Genomic DNA, 22,219 nt, shown 5'->3' with positions numbered 1-22,219 from the left:
ATGTCCAGGATCAGGATTGTAAAAGGGAAGTACACCAAAATAATAGGCGGAGATTATAATATCTCGGCCGAAGGCAGTATCGTGACCAATGCTGCTGATGAAGTACGGGAAAAAGGGCAGGAAGAGGGTGTTTCTTATGGTGATTATGAACGGCTGGGCAGTAATGTAAATGAAGACTTTGATATGCAGTTCTCTTTAAAGAAAGATGGTCCGCATACTACCGTCGTGCCTTTAGGAATACTCGATTTTGAGGGAAACTTCGAAAATGCCTTTTTCGCCTTTAATTTTTCTTTGAGCCAGAGCAATGTAGATACCCTGAAATTTGAAATACTGGATGCCGATGGTAAGGAAATATATGCGATCACCAATCTTCCGGAAATAGTGATAACGGCCAGGAAGTATCCTTTGCTAATGCAAAAGATAGAAGAACAGAAGCCGGAATTTGATCCCACCAATCCTAAAAATATATGGGATTGGAAACCGGTGTATGCTTCCTTTAATGTATCGGTAGACGATTATACCAAGATAGGCACTTATGTCTTGCTTTGGGATGGTTTCGATAATCAGGGCATCTATGACAGCAGTATTTTCAATGATAAAACCTTAACAGCAAAGGTTACCGGAAAAAAGGGTGGTATTAGCAAAAGCAAAGAAGCGACCTTTCATGTCTCCCGTAAAGGCGTAAACTGGGTGGATGTGAAAATAGATAAGACTAATAAAAAGGTAGAAACCAGTCTGAAAGTGGATTTGGAAGATGGGGGAAACGAGGGTCTGGATAGGGGAAATAAGGTCTCTGCCGAAGCACTTGCCTATTATAACCGAGTCCCCTTAAGTACTCAGAGAGCCTATGCTGATATAGAAAAGCTTGCACTGGATGGTATAGCCCGGTTTTGGTCCCGGAATGCCGGAAATATAGGGAAAGGTGTGCGTATTGATAATGAGCTTTATGAGGTTTCTGTAACGGCGCAGACAGACAACAGCAAAGGGCTTGCCGCACCGAAAATTATTTACCAGACCAATACCGAAGAAGGGCGGTCCCGTAACTGGGAAATGTCCAGAATCCTGTATTTCTACGAGGGGTACTTATACTATGGTGACTGGAAAAAATCAGATCAGAACAAAGCACTATACAAAAATAAAGGCTGGTATTACAAGACTGCCGATATTGATGATTTCAAAATGGTTGCTGCGCATGAAATCGGTCATGAGATCTTGCTGGCTTATGGCGGAGGCGTTTATTCCAAAACCCATAAGGGTACATCCCACTGGAGTATGATCATACAGGATCCGGATGAAGACGCGACATACATACCCAAGTCAGGAGAAATCGACCTGATGAAATATTATCACGACTATTACGATATATCCAGAACTGTAATTTCTGAATTCGATCTTCTGAAAGTAATCTGGCTGACCAAAATAAAAATAAAATAGCAATGGGAAAAGTATCCACCATATTGATAGGTATAATGTTCCTCTCTACAGGTGCCTGTATAAGCAGGCAATACCTGCTTATCGAGCCGGTGAAAGGAAAGATTGTATCGTCTTCGGATAAAACACCCCTTGATAATGTGAAAATATATGTAGATAAAAATGCATTTAATGCTTTTGATACAATCAGCACAAAAAATGATGGCAATTTTTTTGTAGGAAAGCTGACCGTAAATAATTACAAGGATATGCACCTGCAAAGGCAGGTATCTTATAACTTTTTTATCGAAAAAAAGGGCTTTAAAAAGGTCATGATTGATGTAAGGAACTATAGGAAACATACACCCACTACTGATAAAGATACCACAGACCTGGGCCTTATTTATCTGGATAAATTATAGTCCTCAGGTTTAGGAAAATCGATTTTTGGTTTAAGAAAATAGAAGATTAGTTAAATAGCTTACATACAGTATCGGAATGTTATTGGAGATTTAAAAGCGCTTACTATGTTTCACTATATTAAAAACGGGGATACACTGGCCAGGCTGGCGCAGGAAATCGGCTTGGAAAACCCCGTGTATCTTAAAGAATATAATAATACACAATGTTTGCCACCGGACAGGATTACAGAAGAGTTGGAGCCGGGCAAACGGCTGCTGATTCCCAAGCTCACCGAAATAGAACAATATAATGCCCGGAGGGATGCACCGTTTTGGCTTCCCGAAGCAAATCCGGTTCTGGAATGGAAGGCAGAGCAGCTTAACCGGACTTATCAGGTAAAAGTGCGCAACAACATTGAAGGGCAGGATAAGGGCAGTTTTCAATATCGCGTGCAATTGCAATGGCTTCGCTCAGATCACGGTTACCAGCAGTATTCCTGGTCCCGGAGTCATTATCGGTTTGGTAAAGAGACGAAAATCAGCCAGCTGGCCAGTGCCTGTAGCGAGGCGATCAATCCTTTGCTGATTACCCTTAACCAAAAAGGGGGCTTGCAGCAAATCGGTATTGATACACAGGTGTTGGGACGATGGCCGGAAATAAAGACGGCATTGTCCGATGCTTTTCCTGACTCCTATGCTGCAGCGTATATAGAAGATCTGGGTTACGTATTGTTTCAACAGCACCTGGTAGACAGAAGAATGAGACAAGACCCCTTTATAAAGACCTTTTTTGCCCCGATAAGGGCAACATTTAATAAGGGATTTTCTTTCTTCTCGTTGAACTTAGCGCCGGATGGGATGCCTGTACGCATACAGCAGGAAGTAGCCACATTGGACTATACCGATAGCATACCGCTCCTCCAATCCCTGGCCGGTACTACATTCGGCGATGATCAGGCAAACCTGTTCTACGAAGGGAAGTATATACTCAGCCGGAAAGACGGAAGCATCTGGTCGGCCAATGTACATACCCGCGCCCTTTCCGGAGACATACAGAAGGAAAGCTTTATAGAACTGGAAGCGGAGTAGTAGATGTCATCGAACCACGCATCAGAAAGCAAATTAACATACCTAAAAAAAGAAAACATATGGCAGACGCTTCATCAGAACATACCGGCAAGCACCTGGTCATTCAGAAAGGTAAGGCCTGTTGCGACAAGGGAGATCAGTTTCCCCAATTCAAGGTAAGCACCCACCAGAAGCATTATTGGAATGATGAGGCTGGCGATGCCGGTTATTTGGCCGTTACCCATAAAGATCTTCAGTTTCAACCCTCCGGTCCCAGCTTTGGTAAATGTAAGCTCAGGCCCAGTTCCGGTGGTTATCTGCCTTGCGCTTATGCTCCGGCCGGTACCTGGCAGAAGACATACGAACCGGTTAAAGTTATGGGCAACACCTGCCTTACCGAAATATCCGAACTGCAATGTACCGTAGGCGGAAAAATTACCGTAAAGGATCATGGTCAGCGACCCGAAATGAGCAAGCAAAACGTACAGCAGGCAGACAATACAACGATGGAGCAGATCAATCCACTGGTCAATATGGAAGACTTCAAAGAAAGGACAGACGATACAGCTGAGTACTATTAAACTAAAACATAACAGGCTTTATGAAAGGTATTGCATCTATAAGAGGAGAAAAATTACCACGGATAGACCAGGAGCATTTTTATGAAGTAGCCGCTTTATATCCCGGCACAGTCGTTAAAAATGAACAGGACATCAAATGGAAGCTCTATGCGCAGGAAGATAGCGGTAAGTGGCGGGAACTCAGGGGCACGCAGAAGCATGGTCGCAGGGTATCCTTTACTTTTCCGCAAAAATGGTATGGAAAAAAGCTTTTAGTGGAAGCATTTATAGATCAGCCCGAGATTAAAGAGCCTCCGGGCATGATCGTGATGCCTGTGCCGGGGGAACGCAGTATCAAACGGATCACCCTGACCGATACTAATGGTCAGCGGTTTAGTAAACCGCCAAAATATGGCCAGACGGTTAAAGCAGAGATAGAGACCATCAATATGCTGGGAGAAACCCTGAAGGTCGGTCTTTGGGAAAGGGATACGGTATCCGATACCGGCCATAGTGCCGCGGACAATGAAAATATCTGGGGAGCAGACAAATCTTATAAAGTAAGCCAGGCAAATGGGATTGTTTCTTTCAGCTTTGTGCTTGATCCCGGTTGGGCCATCAAAGCCAATAAAAGCCTTTTTGAAGGGGAAACACATGAATATTACTTACTGGTAAAAGGCTATGGCGCGAAAACAAAATATGGTCACCAGCAGGAAGTTACCGATGAGGTAGCACCCGCGCAAAATAATAATACACCGCAACATACAGAAGCCGCTCCAAAGCAATCACGCTTACCGGCGCAACCAACTCCTGCCCCGCAAACCCCGGCAAAGGGGCCTAACCCGCCGGCTGCTGCAAATAAACCGCAGACTACTGCTCCGGCACAGCCGGGTGCTTCAAGTACTACAGGCCCTGCTCCGGTTCAGCAGCAAACCACCGTACCGGCATCGGGTCTGGGTGTTGATCCGGCACCAGCGCCAACAGGTGGAAAGAGTGCCACAACAGTACAGGAAGAAAAAATAGAAGGGCTGACTAATGCTTATTTTGCGAAGAAAGAATATACCAAACAGACTGGTGAAGCGGCAGGAACCTTTGAATACACTATAGGAAGCAATGCAAATAAAACGGCAACGGATGCGGAAAAGCAGCGCATTGCCGGTATCATCCTCAATAAGCCGGAGCTTAAAGCATTGACGGCTAAAAAGGAATACACAACTGCCGAAGCCATAAAACAAGCCCTGACAAAAGATACGTACAACAAAGGAGATAAGGTCAGTTTTGCCACTTATAAACTGGGGCCGGAATTCAAGAAGATTCAAAGTGCACCACTGGAAGATAAGGTCTACCTGGTGGCTACCACCTATTTGCTGGACGGCAAGCAGGCTACGATAACCATTAAAGAAAAAGACGGTATACTCAAAGGTTCTGCAGGCGCAGCGCTCCCTGTTCTGGAAATTACAGAACAGCAGATGGAAGACAGTAAGGCGAAAGTGGAAGGGACAGAAAAAAGCACCTTTACCGGAACGGTAGAGAACGGCATGGTTAAAATACCAATACAGTTGAGGCCAAAATCCGATGAAGAGTTGGAACAATGGAAGGAAAAGCTTTTGAAAGGAAAAGAAGACGGAACCTATACCTATACTTTTGCCGGGGCACTAACTATAGATGATGAAAATGAAAAGAAATCTATTGCCGGTAGCGTTCTTAAAAATGCGAAGGGTGGTTTGCGCGGAAATCCTAAAATAGAGGCAGGTAAGATCGCATATGCCGAAGACATAGAAAAAGTATTGGGCATAAAAGCTTATAATCAGGGCGATAACATCTCCTTTAAGCTCTATAAAAAAGAAAAAGAGTTGTTGTACTTGCAGGCACAGGCGCAAGGTGAAAAACAACATGATAAAGAATTCCTGAAACAGGATGGTGCTTATTTCGAGATAGGAAAAAAATGTGAATGTGAAGAAAGAATTAGAGCTTTCTTAAGAACGCTGCGGGTAGGTGAGGGAACAGGTGAGATCATTAAAGCAAAAGATAAAGTAACAAAAGCGACAATTTATGTTCCGCATGATTTTGAGAAAGGATATACCACCGGTTTTGGCGGTAATTTAATTACCGATTTAAGTGATCATCCTAGAATAAATTATGGAGGATCTACAGCAGCAGGAGCCTATCAGGTAATGAAAGATACATGGGATGATGCTCAATACGCTGCGAAAAAAACACAGTATAATATCAACTCATTTAGTAAAGAAAATCAAGACAAATTTTCTGTTTTATTAATGAAACATCATCCCGGATGTTCAGATTTATTGAGTATATTATTGAGTGGTCAAACGGAAAATTCTATCAGAGGCAGAGGCAGCAGAATTTGGGCAAGTTTACCGGAAAAAGGGGATAACAGCAGGTATTTATTTAAAGGGGAACCACAACCTGTAACACCAATGAAGACAGTTTTAGAACATTTCGATGAATTTTTTGCCGATGAATTGGCCGGAAACAGTCCCCTACATTTGGAAAAAGGATTTTTGAAAACATTTGATATCCCTTGCAATTGTGGCGGGAATTCTACAGGTGATTCCAATTGGCACCATCCGGTAGACAATCCGCAATTACGTGGTTGGTATTCAGTATGGGCACCGGAAAGAAGTATTCACAGCAGCAACATTCCCGGTAGAAGTAAAGGAAAACATGATGGCTTGGATTTATATGCACCGACAGGAACCCAGATTTATGCTTGTGTAGATGGTGAAGTCAATGAAATATATACTTCAGGAAGTTATGGAGAATGCATCAATCTAAAAGGGGAGTACAATGGTACTACATATTATTTTTTCTATGCTCATTTAAGTTCGGTAGATATCGTAGCAAAAGATAGCAGTGGTAATCCGACGCAAGTTAAAGCTGGCGATCCCATTGGGAAAAGCGGAAAAACCGGCTCTTCGGCTACAGCGCTCAATGCAAATCAGGTGCATTTGCACTTTGAATTACGCACAACGAGTGCAAGAACTGGTGGGCGAATAGATCCACTTAGCAATATTTCAGAATTAGACACAGACGTTAATAAAACTCCTAATCAAGAAAATCAACCATGAAAATGATCATCAAACTGAAGTGGATTTTTTTAATATTAATCCTAACTAATTGTAAAGCGCAAAATGCACAAAATGCCCAAAATGTAGATCCTGCGAAAGTTATTGCTGCTAAAGAAATCAGTAAAACAGATCGTAAAGAGGAACTTTATGTTGGAAAGGAATTTTATTCCGGTGATGAACTCAATACCTACACTTCTCTCAAATCAGATAAGATACAGGAGAATGATAGCTTAACTTATTCTATTTATAAAAAAAATAATGAAGAGCGCTATTTGTTCAGTATAGAAAAGTTGCTGTCAAATGAAGATCAGGAATTGTATAAAATAATTGATGTCTTTGAATTTAATGGGTATAATGCTGCAAATCATAAAGTCGAAACAAGAAATCAAAAAGAGGGATATTCAATCTTATTGCTGGATAAAGATAAAGTTTTAAAAAAATGGGACTTTGCATTGAATAACAGTGCGAAAAGTCAAAGTTGGAATGGCAAATATGAATGCAATTTTCTTCGGATTAAAGAAGAATCTGCTGATCCACGTGCATACGCGATGATTAATATTAATATTGAAGGTAATAAAGTAACTTTTCGATTAGATAGCTATAAGGAGATTTTAGATAAAGATTTGCTTATTCTGGAGCGTAATCCAAATAAAATCGTTTTACGCGAAAAGGATAACATCAACTCAAAATTTTCAATTACAAGAAAAAATGATGAGGTTATGCTTACCAGTGACCTACTGAATAAAATCACGGGTGAAATTACAAGCTACAAGCTAAAGAAGAATCAATAATGCTGCAATTAGACCTTCGATATTGATGCGAACACCATTCTTGGCGTTTCCTCAAAAGATAAAGCAACCGGAAAAGGACAGTATATGAACAGGAAAATATTGACACAAGCAAGAGCACCGAAAATTGATACGATACACGCTACAGCATCAAGGCCAGAAATCATATATACAATATAAAAAAGACCTTATCACAATTTAGATCACCTCTGAAGGGGAGCAACCTTTTTTGAAATTATCAATCTGGAAACAACGATATTATTGAGGCAATCAAATCTTGGATTAACAAAAGGTTTCTTAGCTTTTCCATAGGATTTTAATTGTTAACTTCGTATAGAATAATAAGACATATTTGAGAGATATTTATTGTTGAATGACCAACCCGCATACTATGTCAAAAAGTACATTTCCCGCTCCGTCACAGCTTATGGCGCATTATCCTGCTACACCTAGCGAACACTGCAACAGGGCGGATAATGAGTGCGGTATACGCATGAGTATCACACTGCACAAAAATAAAATTAGTGTTTCGGGCTCTTCCCGGTTTCGGGAAACCCATAGTCATACAGACGGTATTGTGCACCAGCCTAGCGCACAGGCACTGGCCGACTGGCTATCGGGTACAGACCGGCTCGGAGCGCCCAAAGAGTATAAGCATCCCACAGGGCAGTGGAAGAAGATAGATTTTATTACCAAAAACGGGATCATCTATTTTGCCCATCCCAACAGGGGCGGCGATGGGCCGGGACATATAGATGTGATCTCCAATGGCGTAATCGGGAGCGGATTTTATGATAACAAGCTCATATACTTTTGGGAATATATAGACGGTAAATACATTGCAAACCATAAAAGATAACAGAACATGAAGTTGGAAATGCCGATCGGGAAAATGATTATCTGTGGTATTATAGGCCTGATATTGGGCTGCCTTTCCAGTTGCAAAGCGACAGCACAAAAGGTGAATAAAGACCTTGTGGGAAATGTATATACACTTGATGGCACACAAGGCGATACTACTCGTAAAGAACAGGTGCAGGCCATACGTATAGATGCCGTGATAGGAGATACCATACTGGTCAAATATAAGATCGGCACGGAGCTTTTCCTGGATGCCGACTTTGTATGGAGTGATGCTGCCAAAACGTATCAGTCGCTACAAGCCCTTACCTATGGAAGCCATGCCCAATACAAATCTGGGGCAAGCCTACAAGCAGAAGACAAACATTTGAACCTGCAGTTGGATGGACAGAAGATACAATTGCGGAAACGATACAACAAGCCGGTAGACCTGAAGACCCATAGAGATCCTTACTATGCTGAAGATGGCTTTTCCCTTGAACCCTGACCATAACTACCCCGCGTATACCTGCCCGCATAAGGCATCAATAATAAGTGATTAAAGCAAACACAAACGCTAAAACAAAAAGCTTATGTTTCAAGATAATAAACCAGGACAGCCCTTACCGGGTACTAAGGATCTGGCTGGACAGGTAGCCGGTATCGCTGCAGACCAGGCAGTGGATAAAGCGGCCGAGGCCGCAGGAGAAAAAGCAGAAGCTGCAAAAGAAAAGGTACAGCAGGGTGCGCAGATAGCCGGCCAGGTGGCTGGATATACAGGTATGGCGCAGCAGGCGGCGGGTGCTTTTGCAAACACAAGTCCATCGGGATTTAATCCTGCAGGTGGCGGAATTAATCCCGGTGGCGATAGCACGATGAATAGCGGGAATCCTGTTCCTAATACGGCCGATAGCTTTGCCGCTGTAGCAGCCGATATGCTGGGCGTATCGCACCTTACTTTGCTAAAAATCGTTATAGACGGGCAAATGATCCGTCATTACAAGCATTTTCAAATGAGCCAAAGTGCTGTACACCATCATAGCTTTTCCCTCACGCTCGATTATGATGCATTGGGTACGCCCCAAGACCATCAGTTGGCCGAAGCGCAGGGCATGTTGGGTAAACGTATTACCGTAACCCTCTCCTATAAGAACCTGACAGGTAGCCCTGAGCGTGATTTTATAGGTATCGTGACCAGGGTTGGGCTCAGCCGGGAGCATGGGAATATGGGAAATATAGTTATTTCCGGCTATAGTCCTACCTACCTTTTGGATGGCGCGCCACATATACAAAGCTTTGGAGGTACAAGCCCGATGAGTCTGAGCAGTATTGTACAATCTGTACTGAAAGAAGGCCTGGGTGGCGATTATGAAACCCGTGTAGAGCCTGCTTATGATACCGTGGGCTATAGTTGCCAATACGATGAGACACATTACAACTTTCTTGCACGCACTGCAGAAGCGTATGGGGAGCAGTTCTATTACGACGGAAAGATATTGCATTTTGGTAAAATGCCCCCACCCGAAAAAGCCATAAAGCTGGTTTTTGGCCGGGATGTAGACGAAATAGAAGTTAACATTAAGGCGGTGCATGTATCCCCGAGTTTTTATGGGTATAACAGTGCCCAGGATGAGAAGTTGACCGCGGGTAAAACCAGTATCAGCCACCAATCCACATTAGGAAAAGATGCACAGAGCATTTCAGAAAAAGTATTCACAACCCCTTCGCTACGTGTAGCACCGATAAAAGCACGCACAGGTAAAGATGTAGAGGCCGCGCAGAAGAGTACGGCCGGTAGTGCTGCCGTAAATGTATTTACCACTTCGGGCAGAACCTCGGTACCCTTTTTATACCCTGGCTGTACCGTAGAGATGGAAATGCGCAAGGCCGGGGCCAAAGAAAGTAACTATTTCACCCGGTTGATGATTATTGAGGTCGTACATTCTGTAGATACAAAAGGGAATTATGTGGGCTACTTTGAAGCCATAGGAGCCGATACGGGCTATATGCCCCGTCCCAGGTTCCAGACACCGATAGCTGAGCCACAACTGGCCACCATAAAGTCCAATACCGATAAAGATAATCAGGGAAGGGTACAGGTACAGTTCGACTGGCAGCAGGGCGACGCCTATTCTGAGCTGATTCGTGTCATGACACCGGATGCCGGCAGCAGTGGTAAAGTAAGTAAGAACCGTGGATTTATGGCGATACCCGAAGTGGGGGACCAGGTAATGGTGGGCTTTGTACACAACCATCCGGACAGGCCTTATGTTATGGGGGGCATGTTCACCGGAAAAGTAGGCGGCGGCGGCGGCGGCGAAAATAATGTAAAGAGCTTTAGTTCCAAAAGCGGGCATACCGTAAGTCTTAATGATGGCGGTGCCATATCTATTGTAGATAAAACAGGAGGCAATTCCGTAGTCGTGGATGGGAACAATAAAGTGACCGTTACTTCTTCTCAAACAGTTGAGCTGACAAATGGAAAAGCCAGCATTACCCTGGAAGGGGATAAGATCACGATCTATGCAGACGAGATTGAGATCGCCAAATCTGGTGGCGACTCCTCCAAGATAGAAATAAAAGGGTTGAAAACCTTATTGTCCGGCAAGAATGATGTAACCGTGAAAAGCGATACCAAAGCTACCGTCGATTCCGGCGGTACGACAGATGTGAAAGCAACAGGGTCGCTTACGGCCCAGGGCGCCGTTACGACGGTAAAAGCAGATGGAATTACCGCAGTGCAAGGGGCTACCGTTAATATCAATTAATCATGAATGAGCATAACCCCATAGCATTTGCCATTTCGCGGCTTCAGGAACAGTGGAACCGGTCTGTAGTGGATCGGGCGTACAAGCTTGTAAGATGGCTGGTCGAAAAAAAAGATATTGATATTTTTAAAGGGTTTTTAAAATTAGAATCAACCCCGCATGGTAGTTTGGAAGAAAGCTTTATTGTCATGCTGACGCCATTCGAATCTTCAGACAGCTATGGCAGCGCACTGCTCAGCGATTGGTTACATATATTTGGTACCGACCTGGAGCAAGGTAAAGTGCCTGATTGGGTCGATTACCCCGATTTCAAAATCCGCCAGGCAGCACTACCCGCCAATGCAAGCGAAAGTGACCAGATCACACTTTTGGCCGATATGTTACATAGTTTCAAACGCTATGAAGGAAAGCCGGCAAAAATGGTTGTGGGGCTTATGCCTTATGCCGTTACGGACCATATCCAGTTTGCTGAATGGATATTGAAATTATACCGGCAGTTACCGGAGACCGTGGCCCTTATGCTGATAGATGATCCCGGAGCGCAACAATACGATTATCTTTTTGGAAAAAACACTCCGGACAGAATCAGCATAAAAGCAGAAGGCCTTTTTGATACCGGTGATATTTACCGGAATTTGGCTACTTCTGGCAACCCTGACGATCCGCAGGTAATGTTCAGAACCTGTCTGTTTGAAATGGGAGCGGCCGCTAAAGCAGGCCGGTTAAGCGGTGTACAAGAATGGGGTGACAAAGCTTTGCTGGCCACACAGAGTAGTGGTAATAAGCTTTTCTGGGCCTCAGCCCATATTGTATATGCAGGCTTCCTCTTTGGCTTTAAGGAAAGTGAGCGGATTGAAAAACTACTGAATAATGGCCTGCAGATCTGCGAATCGATGCTGGATGATGAACAGGCCAGGTTGTCGGCCGTTGGTATGATTGCGCAGTTCCATAGCTACAAAGGAGCCTACTTAAGCATCCTGAAAAAATATAAAGAAAGTATTGCCAGTTTTCGGGCACAGGCCGATATACTCGAGCGGTATGAACAGACCGTGGCGGCCATAGGCGCCTATCAAAATGCCCTTTTGGTGGCCGGAAAGCATGAACGGGATCTGGTAAAGGATCTTGCGGACAAAGGGTTTCTTATGGCTTATCCATTAGAAGATGAATTGTTACGTACTTCCGGTTTTCCAGTCATTGCCTATTATTATTTGCAGAAGAATGTATTGCCGGAAGCGGAAAAAAAGGAGATAGAGCAACGCATGGCTTGGCTCTATACTGAAGACTGGCAGCGAAATGCCAAAAAGCATCTGGCAGTAGCGCCGGAAGAATATGTTTCATAAATAAAACTATTGTCAGCATGCTCTTAACAGATAATCATTTTACGCCTGTCATAGGTATTGACATACACTTTACCACACTGCCGCCTTTCAATCCTTTCCACCCGTACATCGGGCTGGTATTAGATCCTATGGATTATGTGCCTTTTATCGGCGGCACCGTACATGTAAATGGTATAAAAAGAGGCGTGTCCGATACCAGCGGGATTATCATTCCCTTGGTGCATATACCGCTATTTACACCACCCTGGGTAATGACACCCATTATCGGGCATGAATCAACCAACTTCTTTGCCAGCCAGAATAGCTATGCAGACGGCAGCCGCCTGTCGCCCAAAGGCTATATGGTCATGACTTGTAACGATATCGGTATCCCCTTATCACTGCAGCCGGGTAAGAAAAAATTCTGGAAAGTAGTGCCCACCTTGTTTGCTCCTACTTCCTTTTCTTTGCCCATCCCTACCGGCGCCCCTGTAAATGTGGGAGGCCCTTATGTGCCCGACTGGGGAGGTATGCTGAAGAACATGGTCATGGGCTTTGGCTTCGGTGCCATTATGAAATATGGCAAGAAATTATTCAACAAACTACTTAAAAATGCGGTCGGCCCCAACTGGCTTAGCCGTGCGCTCTGCCATGCAGGCTTCGAGCCCGTCAATTTTGTAAACGGTGCTGTAGTATACGATGGTACCGACTTTAGCCTGCCCGGGCCCATTCCCTTTGATTGGAAACGGAGCTGGTATTCCGATTCAGACTATCAAGGCATGTTGGGTCATGGATGTCATTGGCAATACGACAGGGAAATTCAATACTATCCCGAAGAAGAGGCCCTGGGTCTGCGTATGCCAGACGGAAGGGTAGTCGCTTTTCCCAACCTTGCTGTGGGAGATGCCTTTTACCTGCGCCAGGAAAAAGTTACCTTAAAACGTTATACAGACCATTTTGAGGCCATTCATCATGAAGAAAATCTTAGCTATCTGTTTACACCGCAAACGACCGGCTATTATAAACTCACAAGGATAACGAATGAAAGCAATTGTGCGATCCACCTGGAATATCAGGGCAAGCTATTAAAGAAAATCACCGATAGTGCAGGCCGCAATATCATGATCGATACCGATGCCAGTGGGCGCATTTTGGCGGCTACCATATCTATAGGTCCCTTGGAGGAAAGAAAAGTTGCCTATGCTTACGATGCAGCCGGCAATATGACCACGATCACCGATGCACTTGGTCAGAGCACCCGTATACAGTATACCGGATATGAAATGGTGAAAAAGACCGATCGTAACGGCCAAAGCTTCTACTGGGTCTATGATGAGCTGGGGCGTTGTACCCATACCTGGGGCGATGGCGGCCTGCAGGAAGGTTGGCTCGAATACCATCCCGAAAAAGGATATAATAAAATTACCGATGCTACCGGGGCCACAACTATCTATCATTACGACGAAAACCAGTTGGTGCAGCGCATCGTTAATCCTCTCGGAGGCACAAAAATATTCCAGTATACCGAGTATATGGAGCATTATAGGGAAGTAGATGAGGATGGTAATATCACCGGCTATACCTATACTGATAAAGGATACCTGAGTGGCATTCATTATCCCGATGGCACTGCGAAGCAATTTCTGTATGATGAGCAGGATCGCCTGCTCGTTAATATCAGTCCCGGGGGCAGCCAGGAAGTATTTACCTATTATGAAGATAGTAAACTGGTCAGGGCGGTCATACATCCCGACCGATCCGTAACACAATACCAATATAACGATGCCGGCCTGCCGGAACACATCAGCAGAGGAGTACAAAGCTTAAACCTGCACTACGACCGGTTTTACAACCTGATTGAGCTGAGTAATGAGGCCGGGTTGCGCACGCAATGGCAGTACAGCCTTTTAGGTGAGGTATTGCATGTCATAGATACTGAGGGCAGCATATTGCGCTATCGGTATGATGATCTTGGTAGGGTAATAGCCATTGTACAACCCGATGGCAACCAGCAGCAGCTGCACTACAATGCTTACGATGAGGTAACAGAGCTGGATCGTAATGGCGAAACTATAGCCACCTTTGATTACACACCACTTGGCAGCCTCGTAAAAAGCCGGCAGGGAGGTACTCAGGTACGTTTCCAATATGATAAGATGGAACGTCTCACCAAAGTGGTTAACGAGCACCACGAAACCTATACCTTTAGCCGCAATGCCGCCGGCGATATTATTGCCGAGACCGGCTTTGACGAGCTTACCCGGCATTACCTGCGCAGTGCAGCCGGCAGGGTCTTAGGTATTAAAGGCCCGGGCGGGCAGCATACCCGCTACCGTTACAATGGCAAAGGGCAGATCAGCTATGCCGAATATGCAGATGGCAGCTGGGAAAGCTATAGTTACGATAAAGACGGTCTGCTCATAGCGGCACAAAATGAACACAGTTATATTGCCCTGAAGCGCGACAACAACGGCCGTATTGTATCCGAAACCCAGCGCCGGGGTATAGCCGATAAAGGACATACCATTACCAGTGTTTATGATGATGCCGGACAGCGCGGGCACATAGGCAGTACCCTGGGTGCCGATATAACACAGCAATATAACCAGTTGGGACAACTCAACCATATACAGGCCAGGAACGGGGAACAACTATGGGAAACGCATATAACCCGCAATACCCGCGGCCAGGCCACCGCCTACGCATTTACCGGTGGTGTACACAGCAACTTTGCATACGATAGCAGCGGCAGGCCCATAGCCCATACCGTACAAACCGGAACCGGCAGAGAAAGCTATAAACGCAGTTACCAATGGAATGCTGCCAACCAACTGGTACAAAGCATCAACCAGCTTAACCGGCAGGCCATTACCTACGGCTATGATGCGCTTAACCAATTGGTGAGTGCAAAACCGGGTGGCAACGAAATAGAATTTAAGACACCTGATGAAGTAGGTAACCTGTATGAGACTCCGGATCGTACCGACAGGGCTTATACCCGGGGTGGACGGCTGGATAAAGACCAACGCTGGCATTACTACTATGATACCTTGGGTAACCTCGAGCTGCAAAGCCCCTTCCCCCTGCACGGCAAAGATCCCGGTAAAAAATGGCAGCCCGGCTGCCGGCACTATACCTGGTATGCCAACGGGATGCTCAAATGCGTGCAAAAGCCCGATGGCAGCCGCTGTAGCTTCGAGTATGATGCTTTGGGACGGCGCGCCGCCAAGATTACCGGAAATAGAATAATCCGTTATCTTTGGGAGGGTAATGTGCTGTTGCAAGAGTGGGATTACGATACAGCCGAGCGGCCGCAATTATTGGTTGGTGCACTGGGCGAGTTGTTTTACGATAAAGCAGAGCCAACAGAAAATATTACCACCTGGGTGTATGAAGAGGGGAATTTTAGCCCGATAGCGAAACTAATAAATGGAGAAAGGTTTAGTATAGTATCTGATTATTTAGGTACACCTATACAGGCTTTTGATAGTAATGGAGCACTGATCTGGGAGCGGGAGCTGAATATATACGGAGGTGTCAGGAAAGAAACGGGTATTGCCAATTTTGTAGCTATGCGCTACCAGGGGCAGTATTTTGATGCGGAGACGGGATTATGTTATAATCGCTTCCGTTATTATGATCCAAACTCGGGATTATACCTGAGTCAGGATCCGATTAGGTTACGGGGAGGATTAGCGCTTTATGGATATGTACACGATACCAATAACTGGTTAGATGTTTTGGGATTAAGCGAGGGTAGTGGAACCCTGGGTCGGAATATGAATAAGGCAGGCATGACGCATAACATGAATCCCTTTGTTAGAGGCGATTTTCAAGCGCATCATGTCATTCCACATGAAGTATGGGTAGGCAATCAGCAATTTTTTGACGATATTGGTTTAGGAGGTGCAAAAGACTTAGCCAACAATGGCGTGTATCTACCCAAAAATGAAGGCATTGCAAACCAACATGGATTTGATTATTATCATAGAGGCTCACATCCTGATATTAATGATGATATGGAACTTAAAGTCAAATCTGTTTCTGATAGATTTAATAATAATCAGATTAGTAAAACAAAAGCACGAAAAGAGATCAGTAAAATTCAGAAGGCTGAAAGAGCAAGATTAAGTAAAAGAACTCATTCGGGTAATCCTATTAAGTGCCATTAAAACTTATTTTTTTATGGAAGAAAAGCAAATAGAAGAAATCGCTCTAAATAAGATCATTGATTTCGCAAAAAAACAAAACCCTAAAGTATGGCATCAGATGGTCATAGATTGGAATTGGGATAACTATATGTCTTTCATAGACTGGTTGGTCGCTAATCCCGATACAGATAAGGCAACCATATTGATGATCTATTGGAAATCCAATCCGGGTAGGGATTTCTCAAATAAGAAACGTATAGAAGAAAATTACCGTACTGGTTATTACAAACAGCATTTTTTTGCTTTCAATCCTCAGGATGATGAAGGGGATGATTGGACGACTTACGTAAAAGAAGAAGCGAAAAATACAATACCGCAATTAATGTATCAAAAACTGTCTGGCGAAGAAGTGCCCTATCCCGAGGGCTTTATCGAGGGTATACCCGAAGATTTGTTTAATGAAATTGAAGACCTTTATGATTAGCGGATAATCGCTAGCCCAGGCCTGTGGCGTATATCCCTATTGTACATAACAAAAGGACAGACCAAATGGGTGCTTACATGCGCGTAATGCTATATTGCAAATTTAAATATGCTGATTATTTTTTACGGAGTGTTGTATTATCGATAAAATGTCCTACTTTTGCACTCTCAACAGCGCGAGGTAGAGCAGCGGTAGCTCGTCGGGCTCATAACCCGAAGGTCGTTGGTTCGATTCCAGCCCTCGCTACTTAGCCGGAAAGGTGAAATAACAATTCACTTTTCCGGTTTTTTTATGTCTTTAATTTATTGCTAGCCAAGCTCGGTAGACTTTTAATATCAGCGGCATAAACCTAATTATACTTATTTTTCATCCTCATTAAAAAGACTATCTGCTGCACAGTAGTGGCCTTTATCTCATTTAAGTTAAAATGCCGTGTCTGATTTTGGATACCCCACTATAGAAGTATGGCAATGCGGGAAGACGCCTATATACGCTGATCCAAGGAGCGTGTAAATTCAATTTCTAAAATAAGTCGAATAATATTAATGAAATAGGGCAACTCAAAGAGCGCCCTATTTCATTAATATTATGACTGATAATTAGTTTTTAATAATCGTTTGGGTACCTGTCTTTTTACCATTAATAAAAGTGTTTAAAAAATAAGTGCCGGCTGCCAGCTTATCCATATTATCCATTTTGATAGTATGGGTGCCGCTCGGTCTATGCTCAGTATGCTCGTTTAATACCGATCCCTTGATATCTACAACCTGTAGGGTAATCTGGCTGCTTTCCGTTAAGCTGAAACTATTATTGAAGCCATGCGAAAAAGGATTGGGATACGCAGGTGTATTAATTGTCCTGACAATTGCCTTGGTTCTATGTTGCTTACATACTTCGTATGGCGTTTGGGCAATCGGCTGCCCTCTGAAAGCATTTGTGGTAGCAAAGTCATGGAAGGCATGGTGAAGCTGGTAAGTCCCATTGTTCAATACTTCAGTAATATAGGTAGTGTACAGGTACAAAGGCACCATTATAGCATCACTCATTTTACTAAATGCAACTCCCGATCTGGTGTAAGTCCATGCAGCAACACTACTCGGAAGTCTGTAATATTCATTTGGCGTTGTAGGATTAAGCACATTTAGGTTTTCATCAAACTCCTGAGCCAAATAATGGGAGTCGCCACCATTATACGGACTGTACCATGCCACCATAACCCTTCCAGACTGTCCTGTCAAGGCGCCATCACCATAGTGAATCGTAGGGGTTCTTGCCTTCCAATAAGATACCAGGTCGGGGTTGATTATTTCAGTAGTAGGAGTTTCCGCTGCAAAGTAATTTACAAATCTCACGTATACTCTAGCGCCATCTGTATAAGTATAAGCCCAGTTTTCATTGCTATAGTGATCTGGGCAATCTATTGTAAGGTTTGATATGTCTGCTGGTGCAGTATTAACGTCTTCTATTTGCGGGGTCAAATTAATGGTATTCCCAAACGGGATAGCCAATACCTGAGACCATGGAAGGACAGATTCTGTTATATCGTTGGTATTTCTGTTCTTATATACAAAGTGTAAATTTAAAACTGGCGTACTGTGGCTGAAAGCAACGTCTGGTCCCATTTCATCCAAAGTTCCTGCAAGCTGTGCTGTACCACTCCAATTACCATTATTACATACTATTGTTTCTATACCGTTACCGGGATGCTCCCAGACAATAACGACGCCATACCCTAAGTGGCTATCCATCCGAATACGCCCATAAGAAGAAGATGAAGAGAGTGGAATAGTAGATACTTTAGTAAACGGGCTGGATGCCGGGCCATTGATCCGGTAAATGTCGAGCTGATGGCCGGTTCCAAATTCATAATAGGCTACCAGCAAAACATCCTCGCCATAGTTATTATCATACACCATACCTACCTCAAGGTCAGCAACTGGCTGCGTATATTGGATCCTGCCGGTCGTGAGCGAGGCAATTGGTGTACCAGGTGTACCTGGTACAGAAAAACAGTAAGTGACTTCGCTGTTTGTTAGACCCGGATCGTTTGTACTCCAACTGCCTACATACAGATCCGTCATTCCAAATTGGACAGTGTTGATATTCCGCTGAGAATAGCAGGATGTCATCTCTGGTCTTGCACCTGCGAATATACCATTTAGGAAAGAAGGTGCCGCCGGAGGGATAAAGGTTTGTGCCGTTACAGAAAGTGAATTTATGGATAAGAGCAGAAGGGGAAGGGAGAATTTAAATCTATTCATGAATTTCGTTTTTGGTTGTTTACATGTTTTTGAAGGGAGCAATTTTTTGAAGGATAAATATCACAAATGCTCAAGGGGAACGGTTCAATATAGCAGGTCTCAGCATAGTATGATTATATTATGATAAATAGAATATTCTCAAATTTGTGAATATGATAGTACATTAAACAAGACAATAAAATAACCGAGGTGGTTGGGAAGCTTTAAATTATATACCGTTTATAAAGAATAGCCGGCAAAATTGAATAAAGGCAGATTGCGATGAGGTTCTGAACCTTTTATATAGAGATTTTGTTTTTTTTGATACCCTTCAATATCAAGCCAATAATAGCTCGTTTCACCCCCGTAGCAGCATTCATAGATATGGCTCGCTACGACATCCGTTCAATTGTGTTTTCTAACATCATGTAGCTGTCTTTTCTTCCATTCTACAGTGGTTTTTCCGGGCACGTTTATACCCGATAATCCGTATAGTACAATCTATGTATTCGGTAATCGCTACGGGATAGCTGCCGTCTTTTAAAATTCTATGATCAAATAACAGAAAAGGCAAAAGTATACCGGCTGCTTCATTTTGATTGCTCGCCATATTCAACATGTACGGTATTTATTTGTAGTGCCATTGAAAGCGTATTTTGTCAATGGGTTTTGAACTCCGGATTTGCAATAAAGGGTATTGGTATTTGGTTAAAAACACTTTGTCTCTAAAACAATAGGGGAGAGCTATTCGCAAAGTCGCTACCTTTTTTATTAACATACTGGCAACCATTTTCACCCTGTTGGGTGATTGTCAGGTTCTTTGAAATAGTTCAATTTTGTGAATTAGTAATTAAGATAATTTGTCGATTTGACGACTATGTTCTGGTAGCTATTTAAGGAAATTAATACTATATCTATCAAATCAGAATATTATAAAATAAAGCCCCCCCCTTTATGCAAAGAAAAGTGATCAGAGCTGCATTGATAGCTACAAGTTTATTATGCTTATCGCAACAAAAAGTGCAGGCGCAAACCATTACCATAGGAGACAGGGTATGGTACGATGTAAACCGCGATGGCCGGCAAGATAGTGGAGAGCCCGGAGTAAGCAACGTAACGGTAAAACTGTTTGCAGATGCGAATGGAGATAATGTGGCTGATAATGCTACGCCAACTGCGACAGCCACTACAGATGCCAATGGCATGTACGCCTTCAATAATGTTACGGCAGGCATGTACTTTGTACAATTTCCCATTCCCGTTCCCGCGGGATATACAGGCTATACAACACAAGGTGCCGCGGGCGTACCGCAAGATCAATGGTCGGCTTGTAATGTAAACACCGGCAAAACCGGTACCCATAATTTTACCGCAACATATTTATACAAAGATGCGGGATTACTTAAGAATGCAGAAATTTCCGGCACAGTATATGATGATAACAATGCCGGTACGCCAGACGGTACGGTGTTCCCTAATGTAGGTGTAACCCTTCAGAAAGATGGTGTATATGCTAGTGCTAATACAACAGATGCAAGTGGTAATTATACCTTCAGCAACCTGGTTCCGGGTAACTATACCGTAGTGTTAAGTGTAGGCGGAGGTTATAATAATGTAGGTTCTACCGATGCGACACCACTTGATGGCAGTACGAATGTAACCGTAGGTAACAGTAATGTATCAGGTGTCAACTTCGGTCTGAACTATAAACCGACCGCTACGAATGACAACCTGAATAACCAGACACCAGGTACTGTTGCTACGGTATCGAATATACTGAGCAATGATAGTGACCCTAACGGCGGAACATTGTCTAAAGACAGCCTCAGTTTGGTGGCACCATCAGGAGCAACGGGTATCACTACCGATGCTCAGGGCGATGTAACCGGCTTTACCGTACCTAATCAGGGTACCTGGGCACTGAACAGCAGTACCGGTGCGGTTACATTCACACCACAATCGGGTTTTACAGCTAATCCTACACCGATCAATTACACGGTAACGGATAATGCCAAACTGACTTCCAATGCGGCTACCATCACGGTTGATTACAATACACTGGTAACCCTAAGTGGTACGGTATATAATGACATTAATGGGGGTACAATTGATGGTATCCCTACTAATGCTATAAATGCGCTAAATGCACTCTTGGTCAATGGAGCTGGAAATGTAGTGGCTACCGTCCCGGTTAATACTTCCGGACAATATAAGTTTACCAATGTAACTCCCGGCGATTATAGCATAATATTAAGTACGACTGCAGGTACGGTAGGGCAGGCGGCACCGGCGGCTTCTTTACCTTCCGGTTGGGCTAATACTGCTGAAGGCATTACCACAGCCGGAGATGGTACTGCAAATGGAAGTTTTGCCATAACCATTAGCAGTACCTCCATCAGCAATGCAGACTTTGGTATAGAACAGCTCCCAACACCTACAAGTAATACTGCCGCTGCGCAACATAACCCCGGCGGTACCAATAGCGCAACAGTACCGGCCACCGAATTCGGTGGTACCGATCCGGACGGGGGTACATTAACGTCATTACGCATCATTACTTTCCCCTTTGGCATTACCAGCATTACGATCAACAATGTAACTTATACGGCAGCAAACTTTCCTGCTGATGGGGTTTCTATTCCAACAAATGCACAGGGACAGCCCACACAAAATATTGCTGTTGACCCTTCCTCTGCAGGACCTTCTAAGGTTAGAATCCGTTTTAAAATAACGGATAATGCAGGCAAAGAATCAAGCGATGCCGCGATTTTGGATCTTCCTTTTTTGGGTATTATTAAAGGTAATGTGTTTAATGATGTTGATGCTATGAATGGCAATGACATGGTAGATGGTAGCGGTATCAATAAGCCCTCCGGTCAACAATTATATGCTTACCTGCTCAATAGCGCCGGGCTTATCATCGATACTGCTACAGTGACGGCTACCGGTAGCTTTACCTTCAACAAGGCCGCTGAAAACACTACTTATACAGCCGTTATCAGCACCACCAATGCCGCTATAGGCAGCAGTAATCCATCGGTTGCCTTGCCTTCAAACTGGGTAAATACAGGAGAACAGGTTGGTGGAGTGACGGGTAATGA

The 22,219-nt window shown here is 43.9% G+C and carries 15 protein-coding genes and 1 tRNA gene; 14 read left to right on the top strand and 2 right to left on the bottom strand.

Annotated elements, in window-relative coordinates; genetic code table 11:
* The 13 genes from DBR32_RS14030 (at position 1) to DBR32_RS13970 (ending at position 17,124) form a co-directional block, all read left to right on the top strand.
* Positions 1-1,434, top strand: coding sequence for a hypothetical protein (locus DBR32_RS14030; protein WP_124636998.1), 1,434 nt, complete (start codon positions 1-3; stop codon positions 1,432-1,434).
* Between the two features lie 2 nt (positions 1,435-1,436).
* Complete coding sequence (locus DBR32_RS14025) at positions 1,437-1,832, top strand: hypothetical protein (protein ID WP_124636997.1); 396 nt, start codon at positions 1,437-1,439, stop codon at positions 1,830-1,832.
* A gap of 105 nt (positions 1,833-1,937) precedes the next feature.
* Entirely contained in the window at positions 1,938-2,900 is a 963-nt protein-coding gene (locus DBR32_RS14020) for a LysM peptidoglycan-binding domain-containing protein (protein ID WP_124636996.1), read from the top strand.
* A 59-nt stretch (positions 2,901-2,959) separates the two neighbouring features.
* Positions 2,960-3,460, top strand: a complete 501-nt coding sequence (locus tag DBR32_RS14015; RefSeq protein ID WP_124636995.1) for a DUF4280 domain-containing protein — start codon at positions 2,960-2,962, stop codon at positions 3,458-3,460.
* Between the two features lie 20 nt (positions 3,461-3,480).
* Positions 3,481-6,528 (top strand): peptidoglycan DD-metalloendopeptidase family protein, encoded by a 3,048-nt coding sequence (locus DBR32_RS14010; RefSeq protein ID WP_124636994.1) that lies wholly within the window; start codon positions 3,481-3,483, stop codon positions 6,526-6,528.
* Positions 6,529-6,530: 2 nt separating this feature from the next.
* Positions 6,531-7,319, top strand: a complete 789-nt coding sequence (locus tag DBR32_RS14005; RefSeq protein WP_124636993.1) for a hypothetical protein — start codon at positions 6,531-6,533, stop codon at positions 7,317-7,319.
* A gap of 388 nt (positions 7,320-7,707) precedes the next feature.
* Positions 7,708-8,175 (top strand): T6SS effector amidase Tae4 family protein, encoded by a 468-nt coding sequence (locus DBR32_RS14000; protein WP_158606003.1) that lies wholly within the window; start codon positions 7,708-7,710, stop codon positions 8,173-8,175.
* A gap of 6 nt (positions 8,176-8,181) precedes the next feature.
* Positions 8,182-8,664 carry a hypothetical protein gene (locus DBR32_RS13995; protein ID WP_124636991.1) on the top strand — a complete coding sequence of 161 codons (483 nt, stop codon included), beginning with the start codon at positions 8,182-8,184 and terminating at the stop codon, positions 8,662-8,664.
* An 85-nt stretch (positions 8,665-8,749) separates the two neighbouring features.
* Complete coding sequence (locus tag DBR32_RS13990) at positions 8,750-10,924, top strand: type VI secretion system Vgr family protein (RefSeq protein WP_124636990.1); 2,175 nt, start codon at positions 8,750-8,752, stop codon at positions 10,922-10,924.
* Between the two features lie 2 nt (positions 10,925-10,926).
* Positions 10,927-12,264, top strand: coding sequence for a hypothetical protein (locus DBR32_RS13985; protein WP_124636989.1), 1,338 nt, complete (start codon positions 10,927-10,929; stop codon positions 12,262-12,264).
* A 17-nt stretch (positions 12,265-12,281) separates the two neighbouring features.
* Positions 12,282-16,415 carry a DUF6531 domain-containing protein gene (locus DBR32_RS13980; protein WP_124636988.1) on the top strand — a complete coding sequence of 1,378 codons (4,134 nt, stop codon included), beginning with the start codon at positions 12,282-12,284 and terminating at the stop codon, positions 16,413-16,415.
* Positions 16,416-16,428: 13 nt separating this feature from the next.
* Positions 16,429-16,878, top strand: a complete 450-nt coding sequence (locus DBR32_RS13975) for a DUF4274 domain-containing protein (RefSeq protein WP_124636987.1) — start codon at positions 16,429-16,431, stop codon at positions 16,876-16,878.
* A gap of 174 nt (positions 16,879-17,052) precedes the next feature.
* Positions 17,053-17,124: transfer RNA gene (locus DBR32_RS13970), tRNA-Met, on the top strand.
* Positions 17,125-17,477: 353 nt separating this feature from the next.
* Here DBR32_RS13970 and DBR32_RS13965 read toward each other — a convergent pair.
* Both DBR32_RS13965 and DBR32_RS13960 read right to left on the bottom strand, forming a co-directional pair.
* Positions 17,478-19,139 (bottom strand): T9SS type A sorting domain-containing protein, encoded by a 1,662-nt coding sequence (locus DBR32_RS13965; RefSeq protein WP_124636986.1) that lies wholly within the window; start codon positions 19,137-19,139, stop codon positions 17,478-17,480.
* Between the two features lie 403 nt (positions 19,140-19,542).
* Positions 19,543-19,737 carry a hypothetical protein gene (locus tag DBR32_RS13960; RefSeq protein WP_124636985.1) on the bottom strand — a complete coding sequence of 65 codons (195 nt, stop codon included), beginning with the start codon at positions 19,735-19,737 and terminating at the stop codon, positions 19,543-19,545.
* A 335-nt stretch (positions 19,738-20,072) separates the two neighbouring features.
* Between DBR32_RS13960 and DBR32_RS13955 the strand changes: the two genes are divergently transcribed.
* The coding region (locus DBR32_RS13955; protein ID WP_148089217.1) for an SdrD B-like domain-containing protein at positions 20,073-22,219 on the top strand (2,147 nt) is incomplete at its 3' end.

The organism is Taibaiella sp. KBW10 (assembly GCF_003852495.1).
In the GTDB taxonomy this organism is placed as follows: domain Bacteria; phylum Bacteroidota; class Bacteroidia; order Chitinophagales; family Chitinophagaceae; genus Edaphocola.
This window is presented reverse-complemented; position numbering and strand designations above follow the sequence as displayed.